25 protein-coding genes are annotated in these 21,313 nt (G+C 62.5%); 19 read left to right on the forward strand and 6 right to left on the reverse strand.

What is annotated here, in order from left to right; all coding sequences use genetic code 11:
* Positions 1-31: 31 nt before the first annotated feature.
* From HX824_RS13445 to HX824_RS13460, 4 genes are all read left to right on the forward strand, one after another.
* Positions 32-820: a ParA family protein gene (locus HX824_RS13445; protein WP_003210643.1), complete on the forward strand. Its 789-nt coding sequence runs from the start codon at positions 32-34 to the stop codon at positions 818-820.
* Between the two features lie 142 nt (positions 821-962).
* On the forward strand, positions 963-1,766 hold the full coding sequence (locus HX824_RS13450) for a CheW domain-containing protein (protein WP_003210642.1): 804 nt from the start codon (positions 963-965) through the stop codon (positions 1,764-1,766).
* Positions 1,767-1,839: 73 nt separating this feature from the next.
* Positions 1,840-2,325 (forward strand): chemotaxis protein CheW, encoded by a 486-nt coding sequence (locus HX824_RS13455; RefSeq protein ID WP_003210641.1) that lies wholly within the window; start codon positions 1,840-1,842, stop codon positions 2,323-2,325.
* The gene (locus tag HX824_RS13460) at positions 2,326-2,721 is read left to right on the forward strand and encodes a DUF2802 domain-containing protein (protein ID WP_008434800.1); all 396 of its coding nucleotides are present in this window, start codon (positions 2,326-2,328) and stop codon (positions 2,719-2,721) included.
* Positions 2,722-2,754: 33 nt separating this feature from the next.
* On the opposite strand, the gene HX824_RS13465 is transcribed toward HX824_RS13460, so the two are convergent.
* The 3 genes from HX824_RS13465 to HX824_RS13475 form a co-directional block, all read right to left on the reverse strand.
* Positions 2,755-3,918, reverse strand: a complete 1,164-nt coding sequence (locus tag HX824_RS13465; protein ID WP_102604690.1) for a hypothetical protein — start codon at positions 3,916-3,918, stop codon at positions 2,755-2,757.
* A gap of 227 nt (positions 3,919-4,145) precedes the next feature.
* On the reverse strand, positions 4,146-4,475 hold the full coding sequence (locus HX824_RS13470) for an EscU/YscU/HrcU family type III secretion system export apparatus switch protein (RefSeq protein WP_003210638.1): 330 nt from the start codon (positions 4,473-4,475) through the stop codon (positions 4,146-4,148).
* A complete protein-coding gene (locus HX824_RS13475) occupies positions 4,472-6,055 on the reverse strand; it encodes a flagellar hook-length control protein FliK (RefSeq protein ID WP_032899324.1) in 1,584 nt (527 codons plus the stop codon). Before HX824_RS13475 ends, HX824_RS13470 begins: the two co-directional genes overlap by 4 nt.
* Before the next feature lie 252 nt (positions 6,056-6,307).
* On the opposite strand from HX824_RS13475, the gene ccmA reads away from it, so the two are divergent.
* From ccmA to HX824_RS13525, 10 genes are all read left to right on the forward strand, one after another.
* Positions 6,308-6,889 (forward strand): cytochrome c biogenesis heme-transporting ATPase CcmA, encoded by a 582-nt coding sequence (gene ccmA, locus HX824_RS13480; RefSeq protein ID WP_371319414.1) that lies wholly within the window; start codon positions 6,308-6,310, stop codon positions 6,887-6,889.
* A complete protein-coding gene (ccmB, locus tag HX824_RS13485; RefSeq protein WP_003210635.1) occupies positions 6,886-7,554 on the forward strand; it encodes a heme exporter protein CcmB in 669 nt (222 codons plus the stop codon). Before ccmA ends, ccmB begins: the two co-directional genes overlap by 4 nt.
* Before the next feature lie 85 nt (positions 7,555-7,639).
* Positions 7,640-8,395, forward strand: a complete 756-nt coding sequence (locus tag HX824_RS13490) for a heme ABC transporter permease (protein ID WP_008434790.1) — start codon at positions 7,640-7,642, stop codon at positions 8,393-8,395.
* Positions 8,392-8,568 carry a heme exporter protein CcmD gene (gene ccmD, locus HX824_RS13495; RefSeq protein WP_008434788.1) on the forward strand — a complete coding sequence of 59 codons (177 nt, stop codon included), beginning with the start codon at positions 8,392-8,394 and terminating at the stop codon, positions 8,566-8,568. The genes HX824_RS13490 and ccmD overlap by 4 nt, the downstream gene beginning before the upstream one ends.
* Entirely contained in the window at positions 8,565-9,020 is a 456-nt protein-coding gene (gene ccmE, locus HX824_RS13500) for a cytochrome c maturation protein CcmE (RefSeq protein WP_008434786.1), read from the forward strand. Before ccmD ends, ccmE begins: the two co-directional genes overlap by 4 nt.
* A gap of 3 nt (positions 9,021-9,023) precedes the next feature.
* Entirely contained in the window at positions 9,024-11,012 is a 1,989-nt protein-coding gene (locus tag HX824_RS13505; RefSeq protein WP_087694319.1) for a heme lyase CcmF/NrfE family subunit, read from the forward strand.
* A complete protein-coding gene (locus HX824_RS13510; RefSeq protein WP_008434782.1) occupies positions 11,009-11,545 on the forward strand; it encodes a DsbE family thiol:disulfide interchange protein in 537 nt (178 codons plus the stop codon). Before HX824_RS13505 ends, HX824_RS13510 begins: the two co-directional genes overlap by 4 nt.
* Positions 11,542-12,015, forward strand: a complete 474-nt coding sequence (locus HX824_RS13515) for a cytochrome c-type biogenesis protein (protein WP_003210629.1) — start codon at positions 11,542-11,544, stop codon at positions 12,013-12,015. Before HX824_RS13510 ends, HX824_RS13515 begins: the two co-directional genes overlap by 4 nt.
* A complete protein-coding gene (gene ccmI, locus HX824_RS13520) occupies positions 12,008-13,201 on the forward strand; it encodes a c-type cytochrome biogenesis protein CcmI (protein ID WP_102369664.1) in 1,194 nt (397 codons plus the stop codon). The genes HX824_RS13515 and ccmI overlap by 8 nt, the downstream gene beginning before the upstream one ends.
* Positions 13,202-13,216: 15 nt before the next feature.
* On the forward strand, positions 13,217-13,621 hold the full coding sequence (locus HX824_RS13525; RefSeq protein WP_167663638.1) for a hypothetical protein: 405 nt from the start codon (positions 13,217-13,219) through the stop codon (positions 13,619-13,621).
* Between the two features lie 185 nt (positions 13,622-13,806).
* Here the strand turns inward: HX824_RS13525 and HX824_RS13530 are convergent, their stop codons facing one another.
* Positions 13,807-15,006, reverse strand: a complete 1,200-nt coding sequence (locus HX824_RS13530) for an MFS transporter (RefSeq protein WP_177054683.1) — start codon at positions 15,004-15,006, stop codon at positions 13,807-13,809.
* Between the two features lie 135 nt (positions 15,007-15,141).
* Between HX824_RS13530 and HX824_RS13535 the strand changes: the two genes are divergently transcribed.
* A complete protein-coding gene (locus tag HX824_RS13535; protein WP_177054659.1) occupies positions 15,142-16,038 on the forward strand; it encodes a LysR family transcriptional regulator in 897 nt (298 codons plus the stop codon).
* 158 nt (positions 16,039-16,196) lie between these two features.
* Here the strand turns inward: HX824_RS13535 and HX824_RS13540 are convergent, their stop codons facing one another.
* The gene (locus HX824_RS13540) at positions 16,197-16,550 is read right to left on the reverse strand and encodes a DUF6124 family protein (RefSeq protein WP_087694315.1); all 354 of its coding nucleotides are present in this window, start codon (positions 16,548-16,550) and stop codon (positions 16,197-16,199) included.
* A gap of 298 nt (positions 16,551-16,848) precedes the next feature.
* Positions 16,849-17,271 carry an NUDIX domain-containing protein gene (locus HX824_RS13545; RefSeq protein ID WP_102604693.1) on the reverse strand — a complete coding sequence of 141 codons (423 nt, stop codon included), beginning with the start codon at positions 17,269-17,271 and terminating at the stop codon, positions 16,849-16,851.
* Between the two features lie 495 nt (positions 17,272-17,766).
* Between HX824_RS13545 and phnC the strand changes: the two genes are divergently transcribed.
* The 4 genes from phnC to phnF all read left to right on the forward strand — a co-directional run bounded on the left by phnC (position 17,767) and on the right by phnF (position 21,305).
* Positions 17,767-18,600: a phosphonate ABC transporter ATP-binding protein gene (gene phnC / locus HX824_RS13550; protein ID WP_087694468.1), complete on the forward strand. Its 834-nt coding sequence runs from the start codon at positions 17,767-17,769 to the stop codon at positions 18,598-18,600.
* 32 nt (positions 18,601-18,632) lie between these two features.
* Positions 18,633-19,634 carry a phosphonate ABC transporter substrate-binding protein gene (phnD, locus tag HX824_RS13555; protein ID WP_003210622.1) on the forward strand — a complete coding sequence of 334 codons (1,002 nt, stop codon included), beginning with the start codon at positions 18,633-18,635 and terminating at the stop codon, positions 19,632-19,634.
* A gap of 148 nt (positions 19,635-19,782) precedes the next feature.
* Complete coding sequence (phnE, locus tag HX824_RS13560) at positions 19,783-20,565, forward strand: phosphonate ABC transporter, permease protein PhnE (protein WP_003210621.1); 783 nt, start codon at positions 19,783-19,785, stop codon at positions 20,563-20,565.
* A gap of 35 nt (positions 20,566-20,600) precedes the next feature.
* Complete coding sequence (phnF, locus tag HX824_RS13565) at positions 20,601-21,305, forward strand: phosphonate metabolism transcriptional regulator PhnF (RefSeq protein WP_166742177.1); 705 nt, start codon at positions 20,601-20,603, stop codon at positions 21,303-21,305.
* Positions 21,306-21,313: the final 8 nt, after the last annotated feature.

Raw genomic sequence — 21,313 nt, forward strand, 5'->3', positions numbered from 1 at the left:
GAGCCTGTGCCTGCCGGGAGGAACAATCCGAATGAGAGTCTGGGCAGTTGCCAATCAAAAGGGTGGTGTCGGTAAAACCACCACGTCCATCGCCTTGGCCGGCTTGCTGGCCGAGGCCGGCAAGCGTGTGGTCGTGGTCGACCTGGACCCCCACGGCTCCATGACCAGCTATTTCGGCTATGACCCGGATGCCCTGGAACACAGTTGCTACGACCTGTTCCTGCACAAGGGCAGCGTGCCGGCCGACTTGCCGGGGCAACTGTTGCTGCCTACCAGCAATGAAAAGATCTCGCTGTTGCCGTCCAGCACCGCCCTGGCCACCCTTGAGCGCCAGTCGCCGGGGCAGAGCGGCCTGGGCCTGGTGATCGCCAAGACCCTGGCGCAGCTGTGGCAGGACTTCGACTACGCGATCATCGACAGCCCGCCGTTGCTCGGCGTGCTGATGGTCAACGCCCTGGCCGCCAGCCAACAGCTGGTGATCCCGGTGCAGACCGAGCACCTGGCCGTCAAGGGCCTGGAGCGCATGGTCAGCACCCTGGCGATGATCAACCGCTCGCGCAAGCAAGCGCTGCCGTTCAGCATCGTGCCGACCCTGTTTGACCGCCGTACCCAGGCGTCCCTCGGCACCTTGCGGGTATTGCGCGATGCTTATCCGGACACTATCTGGCAAGGCTACATCCCGGTGGACACGCGCCTGCGGGATGCGAGCCGGGCAGGGCTGACGCCGTCGCAGTTCGACGGCAAGAGCCGTGGGGTGCTGGCGTATCGGGCGTTGCTCAAGCACCTGTTGTCCCAGCAACTTGTGGCGCAGGTGGCGTGATGGTCATTGTAGGAGCCTGGCTTGCCAGCGATGCAGACGCCGCAGTTTTCGCGACAAAACCGGCTCTCGATTCAAGTCCGGACACTCACAGGCCGATAACCTCTGAATACAGGGTTGATGGGGCTTGCGCGTGGGCATACAGATGAACCGTCCCGTTGATTTCAAGACCCGGCCGCAACTGGCGCTGGAGTCCTACCTGGACGCTTTGCTCCAGGACGCCACCGAGGACATGCCGGAGCCGATTCTGATCCTCGATGAAGTCATCGAGCCTGAACCTGCTGCCCTGGACGAGTTTCAGCTGGCGGTCCTGGAAGAGCAGGCCCGTGATGCGTTGGTGGTTCCCGTAGCAGTTCCTGTACCGGTTGCTGTGCCCGTCGAGCCTGTGGTGATTGCGCCTGTAGTGGTGGAGCCGGTGGTTGAGGTTCACCTCCCGCCGAGCATTACGCCGCCGCCGGTACAGGGCGACGGTCGCCCGGTGTGGGCTGCGGAGCCGTTCGAATGTTTGCTGTTCGATGTCGCCGGGTTGACCCTGGCCGTGCCGCTGGTGTGCCTGGGTTCGATCTACTCCCTGGAAGGCCAGGAGTTGACGCCGTTGTTCGGCCAGCCGGATTGGTTCCTCGGGATCCTGCCGAGCCAGCAGGGCAACTTGAAGGTATTGGACACCGCGCGTTGGGTGATGCCCGACCGCTACCGCGATGACTTCCGCCAGGGCCTGCAATACGTTATTTCGGTCCAGGGCTACGAGTGGGGGCTGGCGGTGCATCAGGTCAGCCGCTCATTGCGCCTGGACCCGAACGAAATCAAATGGCGCAGCCACCGGGGCCAGCGGCCATGGCTGGCGGGCACTGTGATCGAACACATGTGCGCGTTGCTGGATGTCGCCGAACTGGCGGAGTTGATTGCCAGCGGCGCGGTAAAAGCCATGCCGCTGAACAAACGCACTTGATAACAAGCAGCAGCGCTAAGGCGCTGCCCAAGAACACACACCGTAACCAACGGTATTTGAAGGGGTCTGGAGTATGAACAAGTCAGTGTCCGCACAAGGTCTGGTGGATGATCCAATCCTGCAATGGGTCACCTTCAAGCTGGACAACGAGTCCTACGGCATCAACGTGATGCGTGTGCAGGAAGTGCTGCGCTACACCGAAATCGCTCCGGTTCCGGGTGCCCCGAGCTATGTGCTGGGCATCATCAACCTGCGCGGCAACGTGGTGACCGTAATCGATACCCGCCAGCGTTTTGGCCTGGTGCCGACCGAAGTCAACGACAACACTCGCATCGTGATCATCGAAGCCGACAAGCAAGTGGTCGGGATCATGGTCGACAGCGTGGCGGAAGTGGTTTACCTGCGCCAATCCGAAGTCGAGACTGCGCCGAACGTCGGCAACGAAGAATCGGCCAAGTTCATCCAGGGTGTCTGCAACAAGAACGGCGAACTGCTGATTCTGGTTGAGCTGGACAAGATGATGAGCGAAGAAGAGTGGCAGGACCTGGAGAATATCTGATTGTTTCTTGAGGTAGCGGTGATCGTCCTGGCCATCCTTTGGGCCGGGACCCTGGGCTTCCTGCTGCGTTATGTTCGCCAGCAACGGGAATTGGCCACTCGACAAGTCGAGCGCGACGCTGTGCGCGACCGGCGGATCCTGGAGCTGGCCAAGCGGGTCGACCACTTCCAGCAAAGTGCGGTGCGTGTGGGTGATGAAGTGCACGAGCTGCGTTCGGTGCTGGCGCCGTTGCCGGACAAGCTGTCGGCACTCGAACAGCGTGACCCGTCGAGCCTCTCATTCGCCCAGGCGGCGAAGCTGGTGGGCATGGGCGCCACGGTGGATGAGCTGACCCAGTCCTGCGGGTTGACCCAGGCTGAAGCGCAGTTGATGAGCCGGTTGCACAAGGACAACTGAAGGTTACGAGCTGCAAGCGGTATTGCTTGCAGCTTATAGCCGGTGCCGGTTGCTCAGCCATTCGGCCATGGTCGAGTCCTCCAAAGCATATTCACCACGGTTGGCTTTCCAGACCAACTCCTTCTCCCGCAGCACTTCCAGTGCTTTCTGCACGTTTGGTGTGCTGGCGTTCGGCTCGACCTGGGCCTGTTCCAGCTTGCGGTTCACATCCTGGAAGGTTTTCTCCGCAAAAGGCGAGAACGCCTGCTTGCCCAGGGTTCGTTCGCCCATCACTTCAAGTACCGCCTGTTGCAGCGGCGAGAGGTCGTTGTAGGCGCTCTCGTAATCGCTCCAGATGCCGGCCTGGTGATTGAGTGCCCCGGTCCTCAGCAACTCGCCAAGGTTGCTGGCCTCGCCAAGACCCACGCTCACTTCGGTCAGTAGTGTGTTGAGCATTTCCGGGCGCCGGCCAACGAGCTGGAAGGCATAGTCCATGTCCTCCAGGTTGAACTGGTTGGTCGCGGCCAGGCGCTGGTTCCAGAGGTCCGTCACGAACTCGACGAAATCCCGGCTCAACAGCGGGAACGGCGTGATATGGGCGCCGAAGAACGGTTGTTTGCTCTTGAGTACCAGGTTGGCCAGTTTGTCCCGGCTGGAGCCGGTGAAGACCAGGCGCAGGCCATCGGCCGTGCTGCTGCCGTTGAGATGATCCCGTGCCGCCTTGAGGGCGAACATGGCGTTCACCCCGCCTTCGCTGTTGAGGGCGTGCTGGGCCTCGTCCACGATCAGCACGATCATTTGCCCCGAGACCTGGTGCAGCACGTCCAGGGCGTGGCTGAGCGTGGTGCCGGCGGGCAGTTGAGGCTTGGTGAAATCCCAACTCAGGGTGCGCAGCAGGCTGATCTTGTCGATACCGGCTTTCTTGGCCGCCTTGCTCACTGCGCTTTCGAACTCGCCCAGGGCTTTGCCGATAGCGCCGGAGATCAGTTCGGCGGGGTCGACTTCGCGGTTCATCCACAGGTCCACGTACACCGGCAGCCAGCCCCGGGCCTTGCACTCGGGGATAAGGTCGTTGCGCAGGAACGTACTCTTGCCGGTACGGCGCGGAGCCGCGAGGAACATGCCGGAGCTGTAGTCGGCAAATGACTCGCCTGCCAGATCACGGGCGAGCGCTTCGGCGAGTAGCTTTCGACTGAGAATCGGGCGGGTAGGGCTCATGGGTTTATCCTGAACTATCGGGTTAGGGATAATCTATACCTCGAAAGATATAATTGCTATACACCACCCACCGCAACTGATCATTCCCACGCTCTGCGGGGGAATGCATCCCGTGACGCTCCGCGTCACCCCTGCGCAAGACTTGAACGTTGCAGCGCCGGTTGGACGCGGAGCGTCCGAGGCGGCGTTCCCACGCAGAGCGTGGGAACGATCAGCCGGCTCCCACCTTAATAATCGTCGCCTCTTTCCGTCACATCCCGCTCCACCGGCCCCGCGTCCGGGTCGTAGCCCACCGGGAACTTGCCCTTCAGCGTCCAGGCAAACGCGATGATCTCGGCGACGGTGCGGTACAACTCTTCCGGGATGCTGTCGCCCAACTCCATGCGTGCCAGTAATTTGACCAGCTCGGCATTTTCGTAAATCGGGACTTCGTTCTCCCGGGCCAGCTTGAGGATGGCTTCGGCCAGGGCATCGTCGCCCTTGGCGGTCAGGGTCGGCGCTTGTTGCCCGTCGTATTTGAGGGCGATGGCCTGGCGGGGCGGGTTGGGGTTTTTCATGCGGTTTCATCCACCCAGCGTTGTTCAAGCCCGGTTTTCGGGCCCCGTGGCGGGGTGCCGAGGTGGCAGTCGAGGTCGCCGACGTTGAGTCCCGACGACACCAGGCGCTCGCGCAGGCTGCCCAGGTGGCTTTCGATCAGGCTGGCGGTGAAGGGCCGGGTCGCCCACAACTGGCTCGACAGTTTGCCCTGGCTCAGTTGCGCCTGGACCTGCAACGGGCCGAGCGGCTCCATGTCGAGCGCCATTTCCACGCGCCAGAGCATTTGCTTGGGATCCTTGCTGTCCTTGCGTTCCGGCTGTTCCTTGTCGGGCGCCGGTTCTTCCCGCTGGAACTTGACCTGCAACGGCACGATGTCCTGCAAGGTGCGCATGGGGATTTCCAGCTGCCAGGTGGTCAAGAGCTTGCCGTCGGCGGTGGTACCGGTCTGCTCCAGGCTCGACAGCTGATGGCTTTGCAGGCGGGAGATGGCCCCGGCGGCCAGGCGCAGCAGGTTTTCCAGGTCACTTTCACCTTCCAGGCGTTGCATCAGCCGATCGGGCAGCGGAAAGCCCGCGGGCGCCTGCCTGGCGCCGACCTGGCCGAGGGTACCCAGCGGGCTGCGTACGAAGCTGGGCAGCAACTGCGCCAGGGTGTTGGCAGCGAGGATCGCATTCAGATTGGTGCTGGCGGGCAGGGATGGCAGCAGGTCGGCGACGAAGCGCAGCAGCGCGCCTTTCATGTCCAGCGGCGGTATCTGCGGGTTTTGCCCGGCCAGCAACTTGGCTTCGAGGAAGGTCCCGCTGTTCTGGATCAGTTGCGCCAGCACCTTGGGGTTGCTGGCCTGGGCCAGGTCGGGCAGGCCGGCGAGCAAACGCTCGGCGGCGGCGCGCAGGTCGGCCCCGGTGCTGTCGCTGCTGGTCGCCGGCAGGCTTTGCAGCGCGGTGAACACCACGTCCAGCGAGCCCTGGCGGCTTTGCTGGGTGGAGAGTTGCTGGGCCACGGCCAATTGGTCCTGGCGCCCGCTCAGCGGTACAAAGCTCAAGGTCTGCGCACTTTGCACCACGGCGCTGAGCAGGCTGCCGACGCGCAAGGGCTGCGGGCTTTCGACGGTCAGGGTCGCGCCGCTGAGGACGTTATTGAGCACCGACACCAGTGAGCGATACACCACCGGCTGGTTGGCGCCCTGTGGCAGCGCCTGGGTGGTCAGCACCTTGCCTTGCAGCAGGGTGCCCACCGGTAACTGGCTGGTATCGATACGCGTCAGCGCGGCGACGCTGGAACTCAGGGCCTGCTGCAGGCTGATGGACAAATTGCCCGACGGCGTCTGGCTGACTTCCACCTGGGTACCCAGCGGCAGCGGCTGGCTGCTGCTGGCCTGCACCAGGGTTTGCCGGCCGCCTTCCAGGGTCAGCTTGAGCAGCAACTGAAATGCATCGCCGCCTTGTTTCAGTGCCAGCACCTCGGCATTTACGGTTTTTCCGGGGTCGATCAGGCCGGTCTGCGGCTCCAGCAGTTTCAGCAACTCGCCCGCTGCAGGCGCGGGCGCAGGCCCGGCCGGAAGCGTCGGGGGGAGCGTGGGAAGATTGATCTCACCGGTCATCGTGCGCGCCGTCTCAGGGGAAATTGCCCTCTTTAGAGTAGGGCATCACATGTATAATGCCGCCCGTCTTCAAAGAGAGCGTTAAAAACAACACAACTGATTGATCCAGCTCTCTAAAAACGGTCGCCAAAGCAGTTAATGTGCATCTCTTTAACGGCCGTTCCACCGCCGACTTGAACCGTAAAGGCCCGCGATCTCTTGACCAGCCCTCTTCTAGAAGCCGTAGCGCTCGCCTGTGAACGTGACCTGCGGATGCTGTTCGAACACCTCGAACTGCGTCTGGCGGGCGGCGACATGGTGCAGGTCAGCGGCCCCAACGGCAGCGGCAAGACCAGCCTGTTACGCCTGCTGGCCGGTCTGATGCAGCCGACGGCGGGGGAAGTGCGGCTCAACGGCAAACCGTTGCACGAGCAGCGCACCGAGCTGGCGCGCAACCTGATCTGGATCGGCCACGCCGCCGGAATCAAGGATGTGCTTACCGCTGAAGAAAACCTCAGTTGGCTCAGCGCCCTGCATCATCCCGCCAGCCGCGAGGCGATCTGGCAGGCGCTGGCCGCGGTTGGCCTCAAGGGTTTCGAAGACGTTCCCTGCCACACCCTGTCCGCCGGCCAGCAGCGCCGCGTGGCCCTGGCCCGTTTGTATCTCGACGGCCCGCCGCTATGGATTCTCGACGAACCCTTCACCGCCCTCGACAAACAAGGCGTTGCCCAATTCGAAGAACACCTTGCCGCGCACTGCGAGCAGGGCGGCATGGTTGTCCTGACCACTCACCACACCTTGACGCGCATGCCTGCCGGTTACCGCGACCTCGACCTGGGCCGGTGGGCGGTATGAGCGTATTTGCCCTGTTGGTCGCCCGCGAAGCGCGGTTACTCTGTCGCCGTCCGGCCGAATTGGCCAACCCGCTGGTGTTCTTCGCGATTGTGATCGCGCTGTTCCCGTTGGCGGTGGGCCCCGAGACTAAACTGTTGCAAACCTTGTCTCCGGGACTGGTCTGGGTGGCGGCGCTTTTGTCGGTCCTGCTCTCGCTGGACGGGCTGTTTCGCAGTGATTTTGAAGACGGTTCCCTCGAACAGTGGGTCCTTTCGTCGCACCCCCTGCCACTTCTGGTATTGGCCAAGGTACTGGCACACTGGGCGTTTTCCGGCCTGGCGCTGGTATTGCTCGCGCCGCTGCTGGCGATGATGCTGGGGTTGCCCACCGAATGCCTGCCGGTGTTGCTCCTTTCCTTGTTGCTTGGCACGCCGGTTCTCAGTCTACTGGGCGCCGTAGGTGCGGCACTGACCGTCGGTTTGAAACGCGGTGGCCTGTTGTTGGCCCTGCTGATCTTGCCTTTGTATATCCCGGTGTTGATCCTGGGCAGCGGCGCGCTGCAAGCCGCGCTCCAGGGCATGCCGGCGACCGGTTACCTCCTGTGGCTTGGCAGCCTGGCCGCCCTGGCGGTAACCCTGACACCCTTTGCTATAGCGGCTGGCCTGAAGATCAGCGTCGGCGAATAATGAGGTCTGGTTAAGCGATAGAACCTTAACCAGTAAAGACCCTAAGCTTCTCGCAACGACGAGAAGCAACCGTGATGGAAACAGCATGAACTGGACCTGGTTTCACAAGCTCGGCTCGCCCAAATGGTTTTACGGCATCAGTGGCAAACTGCTGCCGTGGTTGAGCATCGCCGCGGTATTGCTGATCGGCATCGGCCTGGTCTGGGGCCTGGCCTTCGCGCCGCCGGACTATCAGCAAGGCAACAGCTTTCGCATCATCTACATCCACGTGCCTGCCGCGATGCTGGCCCAGTCCTGCTACGTGATGCTGGCGGTGTGCGGCATCGTCGGCCTGGTGTGGAAGATGAAACTGGCGGATGTGGCCCTGCAATGCGCCGCGCCCATCGGTGCCTGGATGACCGCCGTGGCGCTGGTCACCGGTGCGATCTGGGGCAAGCCGACCTGGGGTTCGTGGTGGGTATGGGATGCGCGACTCACCTCGATGCTGATCCTGCTGTTCCTGTACTTTGGCCTGATTGCCCTGGGCAACGCCATCAGCAACCGTGACAGCGCCGCCAAGGCCTGCGCGGTGCTGGCGATCGTCGGCGTGATCAACATCCCGATCATCAAATACTCGGTGGAGTGGTGGAACACCCTGCACCAGGGCGCCACCTTCACCCTCACCGAAAAGCCGGCAATGCCCGTGGAAATGTGGGCGCCGCTGCTGCTGATGGTGCTGGGGTTCTACTGCTTCTTCGGCGCCGTGCTGCTGATGCGCATGCGCCTCGAAGTGCTCAAGCGAGAAGCCCGCACCAGTTGGGTCAAGGCCGAAGTGCAAAACAGCCTGGGAGCCCGTGGATGAGCTTCAACTCTTTCAGTGATTTTCTCGCCATGGGCCATCACGCCCTGTACGTCTGGACGGCCTATGGCATTTGCCTGGCGGTGCTGGCCCTCAACGTCGCCGCGCCGATCCTGGCCCGCAAGCGTTACCTGCAACAAGAGGCGCGTCGTTTGCGCCGGGAGACCGAAAAGTGAATCCGCTGCGTAGAAAGCGTCTGTTGATCATCCTGGCCATCATGGCCGGTGTCGGCATTGCCGTGACCCTGGCCCTGAGCGCCCTGCGGGAGAACATCAACCTGTTCTACACCCCGACCCAGATCGCCAACGGCGAAGCGCCGCTGGACACCCGAATCCGTGCCGGTGGCATGGTCGAGAAAGGCTCGTTGCAACGCTCCGGCGACTCCCTGGACGTCAAGTTCATCGTCACCGACTTCAACAAATCCGTGACCATCACCTACCGCGGCATCCTCCCGGACCTGTTCCGCGAAGGGCAGGGCATCGTTGCCCTCGGCAAGCTCAACGCCGACGGCGTGGTGGTGGCCGATGAAGTGCTGGCCAAGCACGATGAAAAATACATGCCGCCGGAAGTCACCAAGGCCCTCAAAGACAGCGGCCAATCCGCCCCGACCCCCGCCAAGGAGGGCTAAGTCATGACGTCCGCACTGTTTATTCCGGAGTTGGGCCAACTGGCGATGATCCTCGCCCTGTGCTTTGCCATCGTCCAGGCCGTGGTCCCGTTGCTGGGCGCCTGGCGCGGTGACCGCCTGTGGATGAGCCTGGCCCAGCCGGCTGCCTGGGGCCAGTTCGCCTTTCTGGTATTCGCCTTCGGTTGCCTGACCTACGCCTTCATGACCGACGACTTTTCTGTCGCCTACGTCGCCAATAACTCCAACAGCGCCTTGCCCTGGTACTACAAGTTCAGCGCCGTGTGGGGCGCCCACGAAGGTTCGTTGCTGCTGTGGGCATTGATCCTCGGCGGCTGGACCTTTGCCGTCTCGATCTTCTCCCGCCAACTGCCGCAAGTGATGCTGGCCCGGGTGCTGGCGGTGATGGGCATGATCAGCATCGGCTTCCTGCTGTTCCTGATCATGACCTCCAACCCGTTCACCCGCATCCTGCCGCAGATCCCGGTAGACGGGCACGACCTCAACCCGCTGCTGCAAGACATCGGCCTTATCGTACACCCGCCGATGCTCTACATGGGCTACGTCGGTTTCTCGGTCGCCTTCGCCTTCGCCATCGCCGCCTTGCTCGGCGGGCGTCTCGATGCGGCCTGGGCGCGCTGGTCGCGGCCGTGGACCATCGTCGCCTGGGCATTCCTCGGCATCGGCATCACCCTGGGCTCGTGGTGGGCCTACTACGAACTCGGCTGGGGCGGCTGGTGGTTCTGGGACCCGGTGGAAAACGCCTCCTTCATGCCCTGGCTGGTGGGCACCGCGCTGATTCACTCGCTGGCAGTCACGGAAAAACGCGGCGTGTTCAAAAGCTGGACCGTGTTGCTGGCCATCGCCGCGTTTTCCCTGAGCCTGCTGGGTACGTTCCTGGTGCGTTCCGGCGTACTGACCTCGGTGCACGCGTTTGCCTCCGACCCGGAGCGCGGCGTGTTCATCCTGATCTTCCTGCTGTTCGTGGTCGGCGGCTCCCTGACGCTGTTCGCCCTGCGTGCGCCAGTGGTCAAGAGCCACGTGGGCTTCAACCTCTGGTCCCGGGAAACCCTGCTGCTGGGTAATAACCTGGTGCTGGTGGTGGCGGCCTCGATGATTCTGCTCGGTACCCTGTACCCGCTGGTGCTGGATGCCCTGAGCGGCGCCAAGCTGTCCGTCGGCCCGCCGTACTTCAACGCGCTGTTCATCCCCTTGATGGCGCTGCTGATGGTGGTGATGGCGGTCGGCGTACTGGTGCGCTGGAAAGACACCCCGGTGAAATGGCTGGTGGGCATGCTCACCCCGGTACTGCTGGGCAGCGCCGCGCTGGCCGTGATCGCCGGTATTGCCTACGGCGACTTCAACTGGGCCGTGCTTGCCACCTTCATGCTCGCGGCCTGGGTATTGCTGGCCGGTGTACGCGACCTGATCGACAAGACCCGCCACAAAGGTTTGATCAAAGGCTTGCCGACCATGACCCGCAGTTACTGGGGCATGCAGGTCGCCCACATCGGCATCGCCGTGTGCGCCCTGGGTGTGGTGTTGTCCAGCCAGAACAGCGCCGAGCGCGACCTGCGCCTGGCCCCCGGCGAGTCCATGGACCTGGCCGGCTATCACTTCATTTTCGAAGGCGCCAAGCACTTCGAAGGGCCGAACTTCACCTCCGACAAAGGCACCGTACGCGTTGTGCGCAACGGTAAGGAAATCGCCGTGCTGCACCCGGAAAAACGCCTGTACACCGTGCAAAGTTCGATGATGACAGAAGCCGGGATCGACGCCGGTTTCACCCGCGACCTCTACGTCGCCCTGGGTGAACCGTTGGGCGATGGCGCCTGGGCCGTGCGGGTCCACGTCAAACCGTTTGTGCGCTGGATCTGGTTCGGCGGCCTGCTCACCGGCTTCGGTGGTTTGCTGGCAGCGATGGACCGGCGCTACCGGGTCAAGGTCAAGAGCCGGGTGCGTGAAGCCCTCGGTCTGCAAGGAGCGCCAGTATGAAGCGTTGGTTGATGGTGTTACCGCTGGCGGCGTTTCTGGTGGTGGCGGTGTTCCTGTATCGCGGGCTGTACCTGGACCCGGCCGAGCTGCCGTCCGCCATGATCGGCAAGCCATTTCCGGCGTTCTCGCTGCCGACCGTGCAGGGCGACAAGACCCTGACCCAGGCTGATTTGCTGGGCAAACCGGCACTGGTCAACGTGTGGGGCACCTGGTGCATTTCCTGCCGCGTGGAGCATCCGGTGCTGAACAAGCTGGCGGAGAAGGGCGTGGTGATCTACGGCATCAACTACAAGGACGACAATGCTGCCGCCCTGAAGTGGCTGGCTGAATTCCACAACCCGTACCAGCTGGATATCCGCGACGAAGACGGCAACCTCGGGCTGAACCTTGGTGTGTACGGCGCTCCGGAAACCTTCTTCATCGACGCCAAGGGCGTGATCCGCGACAAGTACGTGGGCGTGATCGACGAAGTGGTGTGGCGCGAGCAACTGGCCGCCAAGTACCAGGCGCTGGTGGACGAGGCCAAGCCATGAAGCGTTGGTTAGCCGCCGCGGTATTGGGCTTGAGCATGGTCGGCGTGGCCCACGCCGCCATCGACACTTACGAATTTGCCAAGGACGGAGACCGCGAGCGTTTTCGCGAACTGACCAAGGAGCTGCGCTGCCCCAAGTGCCAGAACCAGGACATCGCCGACTCCAACGCACCGATCGCCGCCGACCTGCGCAAAGAGATTTTCCGCATGCTCGGCGAGGGCAAGGACAATCAGCAGATCATCGACTTCATGGTCGACCGCTACGGTGACTTCGTGCGCTACAAGCCGGCGCTCACCGGCAAGACTGCGCTGCTGTGGTTCGGCCCCGCCGGGTTGTTGCTCACAGGCTTAGTCGTTATGGCGGTGATTGTGCGCCGCCGTCGTGTCGCCCCGGCCGATGGCTCGGACTCGCTTTCCGTCGATGAGCGTCAACGCCTCGACCAACTGCTGGACAAAAAAACTGATGATTGATTTCTGGCTCGCAGCAGGTCTGCTGCTTCTGATTGCCTTGAGTTTCCTGCTGATCCCGGTGTTACGCGGCCGCCGTGCCCAGCGTGAAGAGGATCGCACTGCATTGAACGTGGCGCTGTACCAGGAACGCGTGGCGGAACTGCAAACCCAGCAGACCGAAGGCGTGCTGGATGCGGCCCAGCTGGACAGCGGTCGCGCTGAAGCGGCCCGTGAGTTGCTGGCGGATACCGAGGGTGTGGAAAAACCCCGGGAATCGCGCCTCGGCAAACCGTTGCCGTTGCTCGCGGCGTTTCTGGTGCCGGTGCTGGGCGTGGCGCTGTACCTGCATTACGGTGCCAGCGACAAGGTCGAACTGACCCGCGAATTCTCCCAGCCGCCGGTGTCCATGGAAGACATGACCCGCCGCCTGGAGCGCGCCGCAGCGGCCCAGCCGGACTCGCCGGAAGGCCTGTACTTCCTCGGTCGTGCCTACATGGCCCAGGACCGTTCCGCCGATGCGGCGAAAATCTTCGAGCGCACCGTGGCCCTGGCCGGTCGCCAGCCCGAGTTGCTCGGCCAGTGGGCCCAGGCCCAGTACTTTGCCGACAACAAACAGTGGTCGCCCAAGGTCCAGGCCCTGACCGACGAAGCACTGAAACTCGACCCGAAGGAAGTCACCAGCCTCGGCCTGCTGGGCATCGCCGCCTTTGAAGGCCAGCGTTACCAGGAAGCGATCGACTACTGGAACCGCCTGCTGGCGCAACTGCCACCGGACGACAATTCCCGTGCCGCGCTGCAAGGCGGGATCGACCGGGCCGCCGAGAAGCTCAAGGAGAGCGGCGGCAGCGTGGCGCCCGTGAAGGCAGAAAAACAGATACAAGTGCGGGTGGACCTGGCCGCCGATGTGAAGGCCAAGGCCTTGCCGACCGACAGCGTGTTCATCTTCGCCCGTGCCGTCAAAGGCCCGCCGGCGCCCCTGGCCGCCAAGCGCGTGACCGTGGCCGACCTGCCGATCACCGTCGAGCTGGGCGACAGCGACGCGATGATGCCGCAGTTGAAACTGTCCAACTTTCCCGAAGTCCAACTGGTTGCGCGCATATCCCGGGCAGGTGTTCCCACAGCTGGCGAGTGGATCGGCCGCAGCCAACCCCTGGCCAGCAGCACCACTGCGCTGCAGCAGCTGACCATCGACAGTCCGGACCAATAATTCGAGGAAATGCCCATGACCGCTATCGCACGTATCACCCTGCTCAGCCTGGTACTGGGGTTGAGTGCTTGTGCGGTCCATCGGCCTCCGTCGCCTACCGGGCCGACTATTCCACCGACAGGGCCGTCGACCCAGCCGAGCACCCAGCCAGGCACCCAGCCCTCGGGCCCAGTGATCAAACCGTCGAAGCCGGTGCCGAGCTCCTCGCCGACCTTCGCACCTCCACCGGGTGCGGCCAGCCACTGGGACGGAAAGATGCAGGTGTACGTGCTGGACGAGCAGGCCGATACGTTCTACCGCCAGCGCACCTACTACCGCTGGAGCAACGGCTGGAGCCGGTCCATCAGCCCGAACGGGCCTTGGGAAGAGACCGATGTCCATGGCGTACCGCCGGGGTTGAGCAAGCAGTACGCACAATGAAAAAAGGCGACCTTCGGGTCGCCTTTTTCATGGCTGGTTTGGAATACAGTCCACCCAACAACAAAGCTCAAATGTGGGAGCGGGCTTGCTCGCGAATACGGCGTGTCAGCCAACAAATCGGGCACTGATATACCGTATTCGCGAGCAAGCCCGCTCCCACATTTTGAATCTCGTTTGATTTGAAATTACGCCAGCTCCTCAGTCTGCCTGGGCGCGCTTGTCCAGTGGACCACCCCGGCAATCACCCCCAGCATCACCCCAAACTCCACAATCCCCATCCAGCCCAACCGCGCCATCAACCAGCCGCTGATTGTCGCCCCCACCGCACCGCCAAAAAACGTCGCCGTCATGTACAAACTATTGATGCGGCCCTGAGCTTTCGGGTCCACCGCAAACGCCCGGGTCTGGTTGGAAACCAGGCCCGACTGCACGCCGATATCCAGCACGATCACCCCCAGCACCAGCAAGATAATCGAAGTCTCGGCACCCGCCAGCAGCAGGAACGCCAAGGTCACAATCCCGATACTCGCCCCAATCACCTTGCGCGAACCCAGCCTGTCGGAAGCCCGCCCACCGAGCGACGCCGCCAACGCACCCGCCGCACCGATAATCCCGAAGCCACCGGCCCAGGCACTGCCCAATTGCCACGGCCCATGAGCCAACAGTGCTGCCAGATTCACCCAAAACGCATTGAAGCAAGCCCACAACAACGCCTGCACCATCATTGATTGGCGAATCGGGCTGTTGTCGCGCATCAGCGGCCACAGCGAAGTCAGCAGGCGAGGGTAGGACAGGTTGGTGCTCGGCACGCCTTGTGGCAGCAGCCTGGCGGCACCGATCCACACCGGGATCATGAAGGCCGCCTCCATCGCGTACACCGCCCGCCAGCCATAAGCCTCACCGACTACGCCGGCGATCGTGCGCCCGAGCAGGATGCCGACCATGATCCCGCTGACCACCGTGCCCACATTGCGCCCGCGTTCGTGGGGCTGCGACATCACCGCCGCGAACGGCACCAGTTGCTGCGGCACACAGCTCACAATCCCCAAGCCGAAAGACGCCCCGATCAGCGCCCAGATGCCCGGTGAAAACGCCGCCGCCAGGGCGAAACAGAACGCCAGGGCGATCTGCCCCAGCACCAGCTTGCGGCGGTCAAAACGGTCGCCCATCGGCAGCAGCAACGCCAGCCCGGTAGCAAAACCCAGCAGGGCGGAACCGGCCACCAGATCCACGGTGGTCACGTCCACGCCCATGTCCGAAGCGATCAGCGGCAGGATCGGCTGGGTGCAGTAAATATTGGTAATCACCGCGCCGGCGATCACCGCCATCATGATGATCTTGCCGCGCGGCGCGACCGCAGGCGCTGTGGAAGGTTGGGATGTCATCGGCAGGCCACTCACGGCGCTCTCCTTCAATGCAGATCTCCGGGAAGGAGATGAGTGGCCAACGTTACGCACTCGCGCTTGGCAGGATAATCCCCTAGGATTTGGAATCATCCTTCCAGAATTTGATAGGTTGCCATGAACCGTCTTGAATCCATGTCCATCTTCGTTGCCGTGGTTGATGCAGGCAGCCTGACCGCTGCCGCGCGGCGCCTCGACATGCCGCTGGCCAGCGTCAGCCGCAAGGTGGCTGAACTTGAGACGCACCTGAAAACCCGCCTGCTGCACCGCACCACGCGCCAGCTGTCGTTGACCGATGCCGGCGCCTCTTACCTCGACGCGTGCCGGCGCATTCTTGAAGACATCAGCGAGGCCGAGCGCGCGGCCACTGGCGAATATTCCCAGCCCCGGGGCGAACTGGTCGTTACCGCGCCAGTGGTCTTCGGGCGGCTGCACATCGTGCCGGTGGTGGTGGAATTCCTCGCGCAGTACCCGGAGATCGACATCAACCTGATCCTCACCGACCGCGTCGTGCACCTGATGGAAGAACACTGCGACGTCGCGGTGCGCATTGGCGAGTTGCCCGACAGCTCGCTCAAGGCCATGCAGGTGGGCGCGGTGCGGCGGGTGGTGTGCGCCAGCCCGGCGTACCTGGCCGCTCGCGGTGTACCGGCCGAACCCCGGGACTTGGCGGCACATGACTGCATCACCTTCGAAGTGCTGGCGTCCCAAGGGGCGTGGGGATTTGGCGCGGGTAAAACCGGGCTCTCGGTACCGGTGCATTCGCGGTTGTCGGTGAACACCGCAGAAGCGGCGATTGCGGCGGCGACGTTGGGGGTTGGGGTGATTCGGGTACTCTCGTATCAAGTGGCGGATGCGCTGCGGGAAGAGGCACTGGCGGTGTTGCTTGAAGCGTTTGAGTCGGCGCCATTGCCCATCAGTTTGGTGCACAAAGGCCAGTCGCCGTTGCCGCTGAAGCTGCGGGCGTTTCTGGATTTTGTGATGCCGCGATTGCGCGCCCGCATCGCTCAATAACACCGGGCAGTTTGAACCTGATGAAAATCAAAATGTGGGAGCGGGCTTGCTCGCGAAAGCGGTGGATCAGTCACCCGATGTATTGACTGACCCTCTGCATTCGCGAGCAAGCCCGCTCCCACATTGGATTTATGTTGCCAGTTGGATTTCGGTTTTGATCAGGCCACCGGGCACTCTCGATCCAGCGCTCTATCCACCAACAACAATCCCAACTCCAGCAGTTGTTGCATCGCCAATACCAGGCTGCGGTCTTTGCCATCAATGTTTTCGGAAAGGTCCAACGCCATTGCATTGGCAGACTGGAGTGTTTCGTAGGCGTTGCTCAGCAGTGCTTCCGTTTCAACGTTGGCTGATACGGTGAACAGACTGAAGTGGTTTTTTTCATTGGTGGACGCTTTGGTTTCGGCGGGTTTCAGGTAGTGATCGATGGCCCGCTGGGCGGCGTCCTGAAGCTTGTTTTTTTCAGACTTGGAGCCAGACGTTTCTGGCGGATTGGGCGTGACCTTGTACATGCAATGACTCTCCATTCAGTGGGAGCTCACCACATCTGCGACCAAGCAGGTGGGTGGCGAGCTGTACGCAGGTTGGTCGACCAGGGAATGGAAACCCGGCAGGGCCAGGGCCCTCCCACGCACAGCTCGCCATAAAGCGAACACGATAATGCCGCTTGCGCGGCACTGTGCGCCATTCTAACCCGGGCGACCAAACCCGATCGCTGATGAGCAGCGACTTGGAGAGGCTAGCGGCGAGTTAAGGCTGCTGCAAGCCATAGAGATCGTAGGAAAAATCACCGATTTACCGGGATCTTGATTATTCCTGAAGCGATACTTCGGCAAGGCGCGGCTTTAGAAACTCCAGGGCATCTTTAAACACCTGATGCCACTCTTCTGACGGTTCGCTCGCCAGCGGGTGCCAGAAGAACTGGAACTCGTGGCCGCCATCATCCTCTGCAAAATGGGTCCAGGTATCTGGCAGGTCTTCAGGGATCAGGCATTGATGAAAGGCCCATGTATGCCCCGTGGACGCTGAGTGCCAAGTGCCCAGGTCACGTATCACCTTGCCGGTTATCCCGGCTTCTTCAAGCAACTCTCTAACTGCCGCAGCCTCGGTACTTTCGCCAGGCTCCAAGCTGCCCTTGACCAGTTGAAGACCTGCAAGTGGGTGTTTGAAGGCGAGGATTTCCAGGGATTGGCGGGTTCGCAGGATGACCGGACATGCCTTGTCTTTTCCCATCACGTTGTCCTTTTGCACATATTGGCGGCCAGCTATTGCACCACAGTCCGGCACATTTCCAATGCCGGGCGAGACCTTGTGGCGAGGGAGCTTGCTCCCGCTGGACTGCGAAGCAGGCCCAAGTCAGCCACTTCAGTACATCTGACAGACCGTGTCACCCAGGCTTGGGGCCGCTGCGCAGCCCAGCGGGAGCAAGCTCCCTCGCCACAGGTTAGGTATGGATCGTTCCCACGCTCTGCGTGGGAATGCATCCCGTGACGCTCCGCGTCACCACTGCGCAAGACTTCAATGGACGCAGAGCGTCCGAGGCGGCATTCCCACGCAGAGCGTTGGGAACGATCAACGTCCTACAGCTACTTCCAACCTTTCATCAAACCTTCATCAAACGGTTTTACTCCAGTCATGTGCAAGTCATAGGGCTGACACAGCCCGCGCCTACTGTCGTTTGAACTCAAACGCAGCCACGGATGGCTGTTCAACCAGACAGAGAAGCCCATGACTCCAGCTATCCATGTCGATCATCTGAACAAGACCTTTGCGAAGAAATCCGCGCTGGTCGACCTCGAACTCACCGTTGCCACCGGTGAGATGGTCGCGCTGATTGGCGCTTCCGGCTCCGGCAAGTCCACCTTGCTGCGCCACCTCGCGGGCCTGGCCTGTTGCGACAAGAGCAACGGCGGCAGCGTCAAGGTGCTGGGCCGGGAAGTGCAGGCCAGCGGGCGGTTGAATGGCAAGGTGCGGCGCCTGCGCGCCGACATCGGCTACATCTTCCAGCAGTTCAACCTGGTCAACCGCCTGAGCGTGCTCGACAACGTACTGCTCGGTTGCCTGGGCCGCATGCCGCGCTGGCGCGGCAACCTCGGTTTGTTCAACACCGAGGAAAAACAGTTCGCCATGGAATCCCTGGCCCGCGTCGGCCTGGCAGACCTGGCCAGCCAGCGCGCCTCCACCTTGTCCGGCGGCCAGCAGCAACGCGTGGCAATCGCCCGTGCTTTGACGCAACGCGCCGAAGTGATCCTGGCGGATGAACCCATCGCCTCCCTGGACCCGGAGTCGGCGCGCAAGGTCATGGAGATCCTCGCCGACATCAACGGCCGCGACGGCAAGACCGTGGTGGTCACCCTGCACCAGGTCGATTACGCCATGCGTTATTGCCCGCGAGCCGTGGCGCTCAAGGGCGGGCGGATTCACTTCGATGGCCAGGCCAGCGAGCTGAGCAGCCAGTTCCTCAACGATTTGTACGGTGCCGATGTCGACACCAGCCTGATGTTTTCCGACCAGACCCGCACACCCGTCGTCCCCGCACGGTTGGCCCTGGCCCGCGCTTGAAACCTTACTAACGACCCACAGGAATCCTCTCCATGTTGAACCGTATCGGTCATGTGTTTCTGTCTGCCGTGCTGCTTGCCAGCGTGGCCATGGGCACTGCCCAGGCCGCCGACAAGGCGATCAATTTCGGCATCATGTCCACCGAGTCTTCGCAGAACCTCAAGAGCATCTGGCAGCCCTTCCTGGATGACATGCACAAGAAGACCGGCCTCACCATCAACGCCACCTTCGCCTCCGACTACGCCGGCCTGATCCAGGGCATGCGCTTCAACAAAGTCGACGTGGCCTGGCTGGGCAACAAGGCCGCGATGGAAGCGGTGGACCGTTCCAACGGCGAAATCTTCGCCCAGACCGCCGCCGCCAACGGGGCTGCCGGTTACTGGAGCGTGCTGATCGTGCGCAAGGACAGCCCGATCAACAACGTCGATGACATGCTCAAGAACGCCAAGAACCTGACCTTCGGCAACGGTGACCCGAACTCCACTTCAGGCTACCTGGTACCCGGCTACTACGTGTTCGCCAAGAACCACGTCGACGCCGCCACCGCCTTCAAGCGCACCCTCAACTCCAGCCATGAAGTCAACGCATTGAGCGTGGCCAAGGGGCAGTTGGACGTCGCCACCTTCAACACCGAAAGCTGGGACCGCCTGGAAGTCACCCAGCCGGACAAGGCCGCCATGCTCAAGGTGATCTGGAAGTCGCCGCTGATCCCGGCCGACCCGATGGTGTGGAGCAAGGCCCTGAGCGACAGCGAGAAGACCAAGATCCGCGACTTCTTCGCCAACTACGGTGATACCGACGAAGAGAAGGCCGTGCTGAAGAACATGCAACTGGGCAAGTTCCTCAAGTCCAGCGACGACCAGTTGTTGCCGATCCGCCAACTGGAACTGTTCAAGCAGCGCACCACCATCAGCGCCGACGACAAGCTGGAAGCGGCTGACAAGGCCAGGAAGCTCGCCGACATCGACGCCGACCTGGCCAAGCTGCAAGAGCGCATCACCGAACTGGACAAGAAGACCGCAGCCAACGGCTAACCCCCTGTAGGAATCGGGTTCATGTGGGAGCGGGCTTGCTCGCGAATACGGTGTGTCATTCAACGCATCCGGCGACTGAGTCACCGCATTCGCGAGCAAGCCCGCTCCCACATTAAGCCCAGTTCCAACCCTACACCGAGAGTGACCCATGACTACCTTGCATGCTGAAGCAGTGGGCAAAAGGACTTGGCCGCAATACCTGGGCTGGGGCCTGTTCCTGATCCTGCTGGCCTGGGCCTGGCACGGCGCCGAGATGAACCCGCTGGCGCTGTACCGCGATTCCGGAAACATGGCGACCTTCGCCGCCGACTTCTTCCCGCCGGACTTCCACGAATGGCGCTCCTACCTCAAGGAGATGATCGTCACCGTGCAAATCGCCCTCTGGGGCACGGTGCTGGCGATCGTCTGCTCGGTGCCCCTGGGCATCCTGTGCGCCGACAACATCACGCCGTGGTGGATTCACCAGCCGCTGCGCCGGGTGATGGATGCCTTCCGTTCGATCAACGAAATGGTGTTCGCGATGTTGTTCGTGGTCGCCGTCGGCCTCGGTCCTTTTGCCGGTGTCCTGGCCTTGTGGATCAGTACCACCGGGGTCCTCGCCAAGCTGTTTGCCGAAGCCGTCGAAGCCATCGACCCGGGCCCCGTTGAAGGTGTGCGAGCCACCGGTGCCAGTGCCCTGCAAGAGGTGATCTACGGCGTGATCCCGCAAGTGATGCCGCTCTGGGTGTCCTACGCGCTCTACCGCTTCGAGGCCAACGTGCGTTCGGCTACGGTGGTGGGGATGGTCGGTGCCGGCGGGATCGGCGTGATCCTCTGGGAGAACATCCGCGCGTTCCAGTTCGTGCAGACCTGCGCGGTGCTGCTGGTGATCATCGTGGTGGTGAGCTGTATCGACGTGCTGTCCCAACGCCTGCGCAAGCAGTTCATCTGACGTCGGAGGGGTGCCCCAGGGCGCTTTTTTTAAGCATGCAGTTGTCTAGACAAGATGAGCCGGTGTACCGCGAACTCGCTGACATCCTGCGCCGCGAACTGAGCAGCTACCAGGCCGGTGAATTCCTGCCGGGCGAGGTGCAACTGGCTGAACGCTTCGGCGTCAACCGCCACACCCTGCGCCGCGCCATCGACGAGCTGGTGTTCGAAGGCAGCCTGTTGCGCCGCCAGGGCAAGGGCACCCAGGTGCTGGACCGCCCGCTGATTTACCCGATGGGCGCCGAGACCTCCTACAGCCAGTCCTTGTCGGCCCAAGGCGTGGGCGTGGAAGCGATGCTGCTCAAGCGCCGCTACTGCTTTGCCAGCCGCGAAGAGGCCCAGCAACTGGGCATCGCCGAGATGGCGCCAATGATCGAGCTGCAGACCCTGCGCAAGCTCGACCACCAGCCGGTCAGCCTGATCCGCCATCGTTACTGCGCCAGCCATGCGCCGCTGCTGGCGGATTACAACGGCGGCTCCCTGCGCCAGTACCTGCGTGAACGCGACCTGCCGTTGACCCGCACCCAAAGCCTGATCGGCGCGCGTTTGCCCAACCGCGACGAAGCCGCACTGCTGATGATGCCCCGGCACTTGCCGGCGCTCACCGTATTCACCCTTTCCCGCGATCGCGACGGCCGCCCGGTGGAGCTGGCGCAGTCCACCAGCCGTTCGGATCGCTTCCAGTACCAAGTGGTGACCTGATGGAGACC

The organism is Pseudomonas sp. D4002, from assembly GCF_013385665.1.
In the GTDB taxonomy this organism is placed as follows: domain Bacteria; phylum Pseudomonadota; class Gammaproteobacteria; order Pseudomonadales; family Pseudomonadaceae; genus Aquipseudomonas.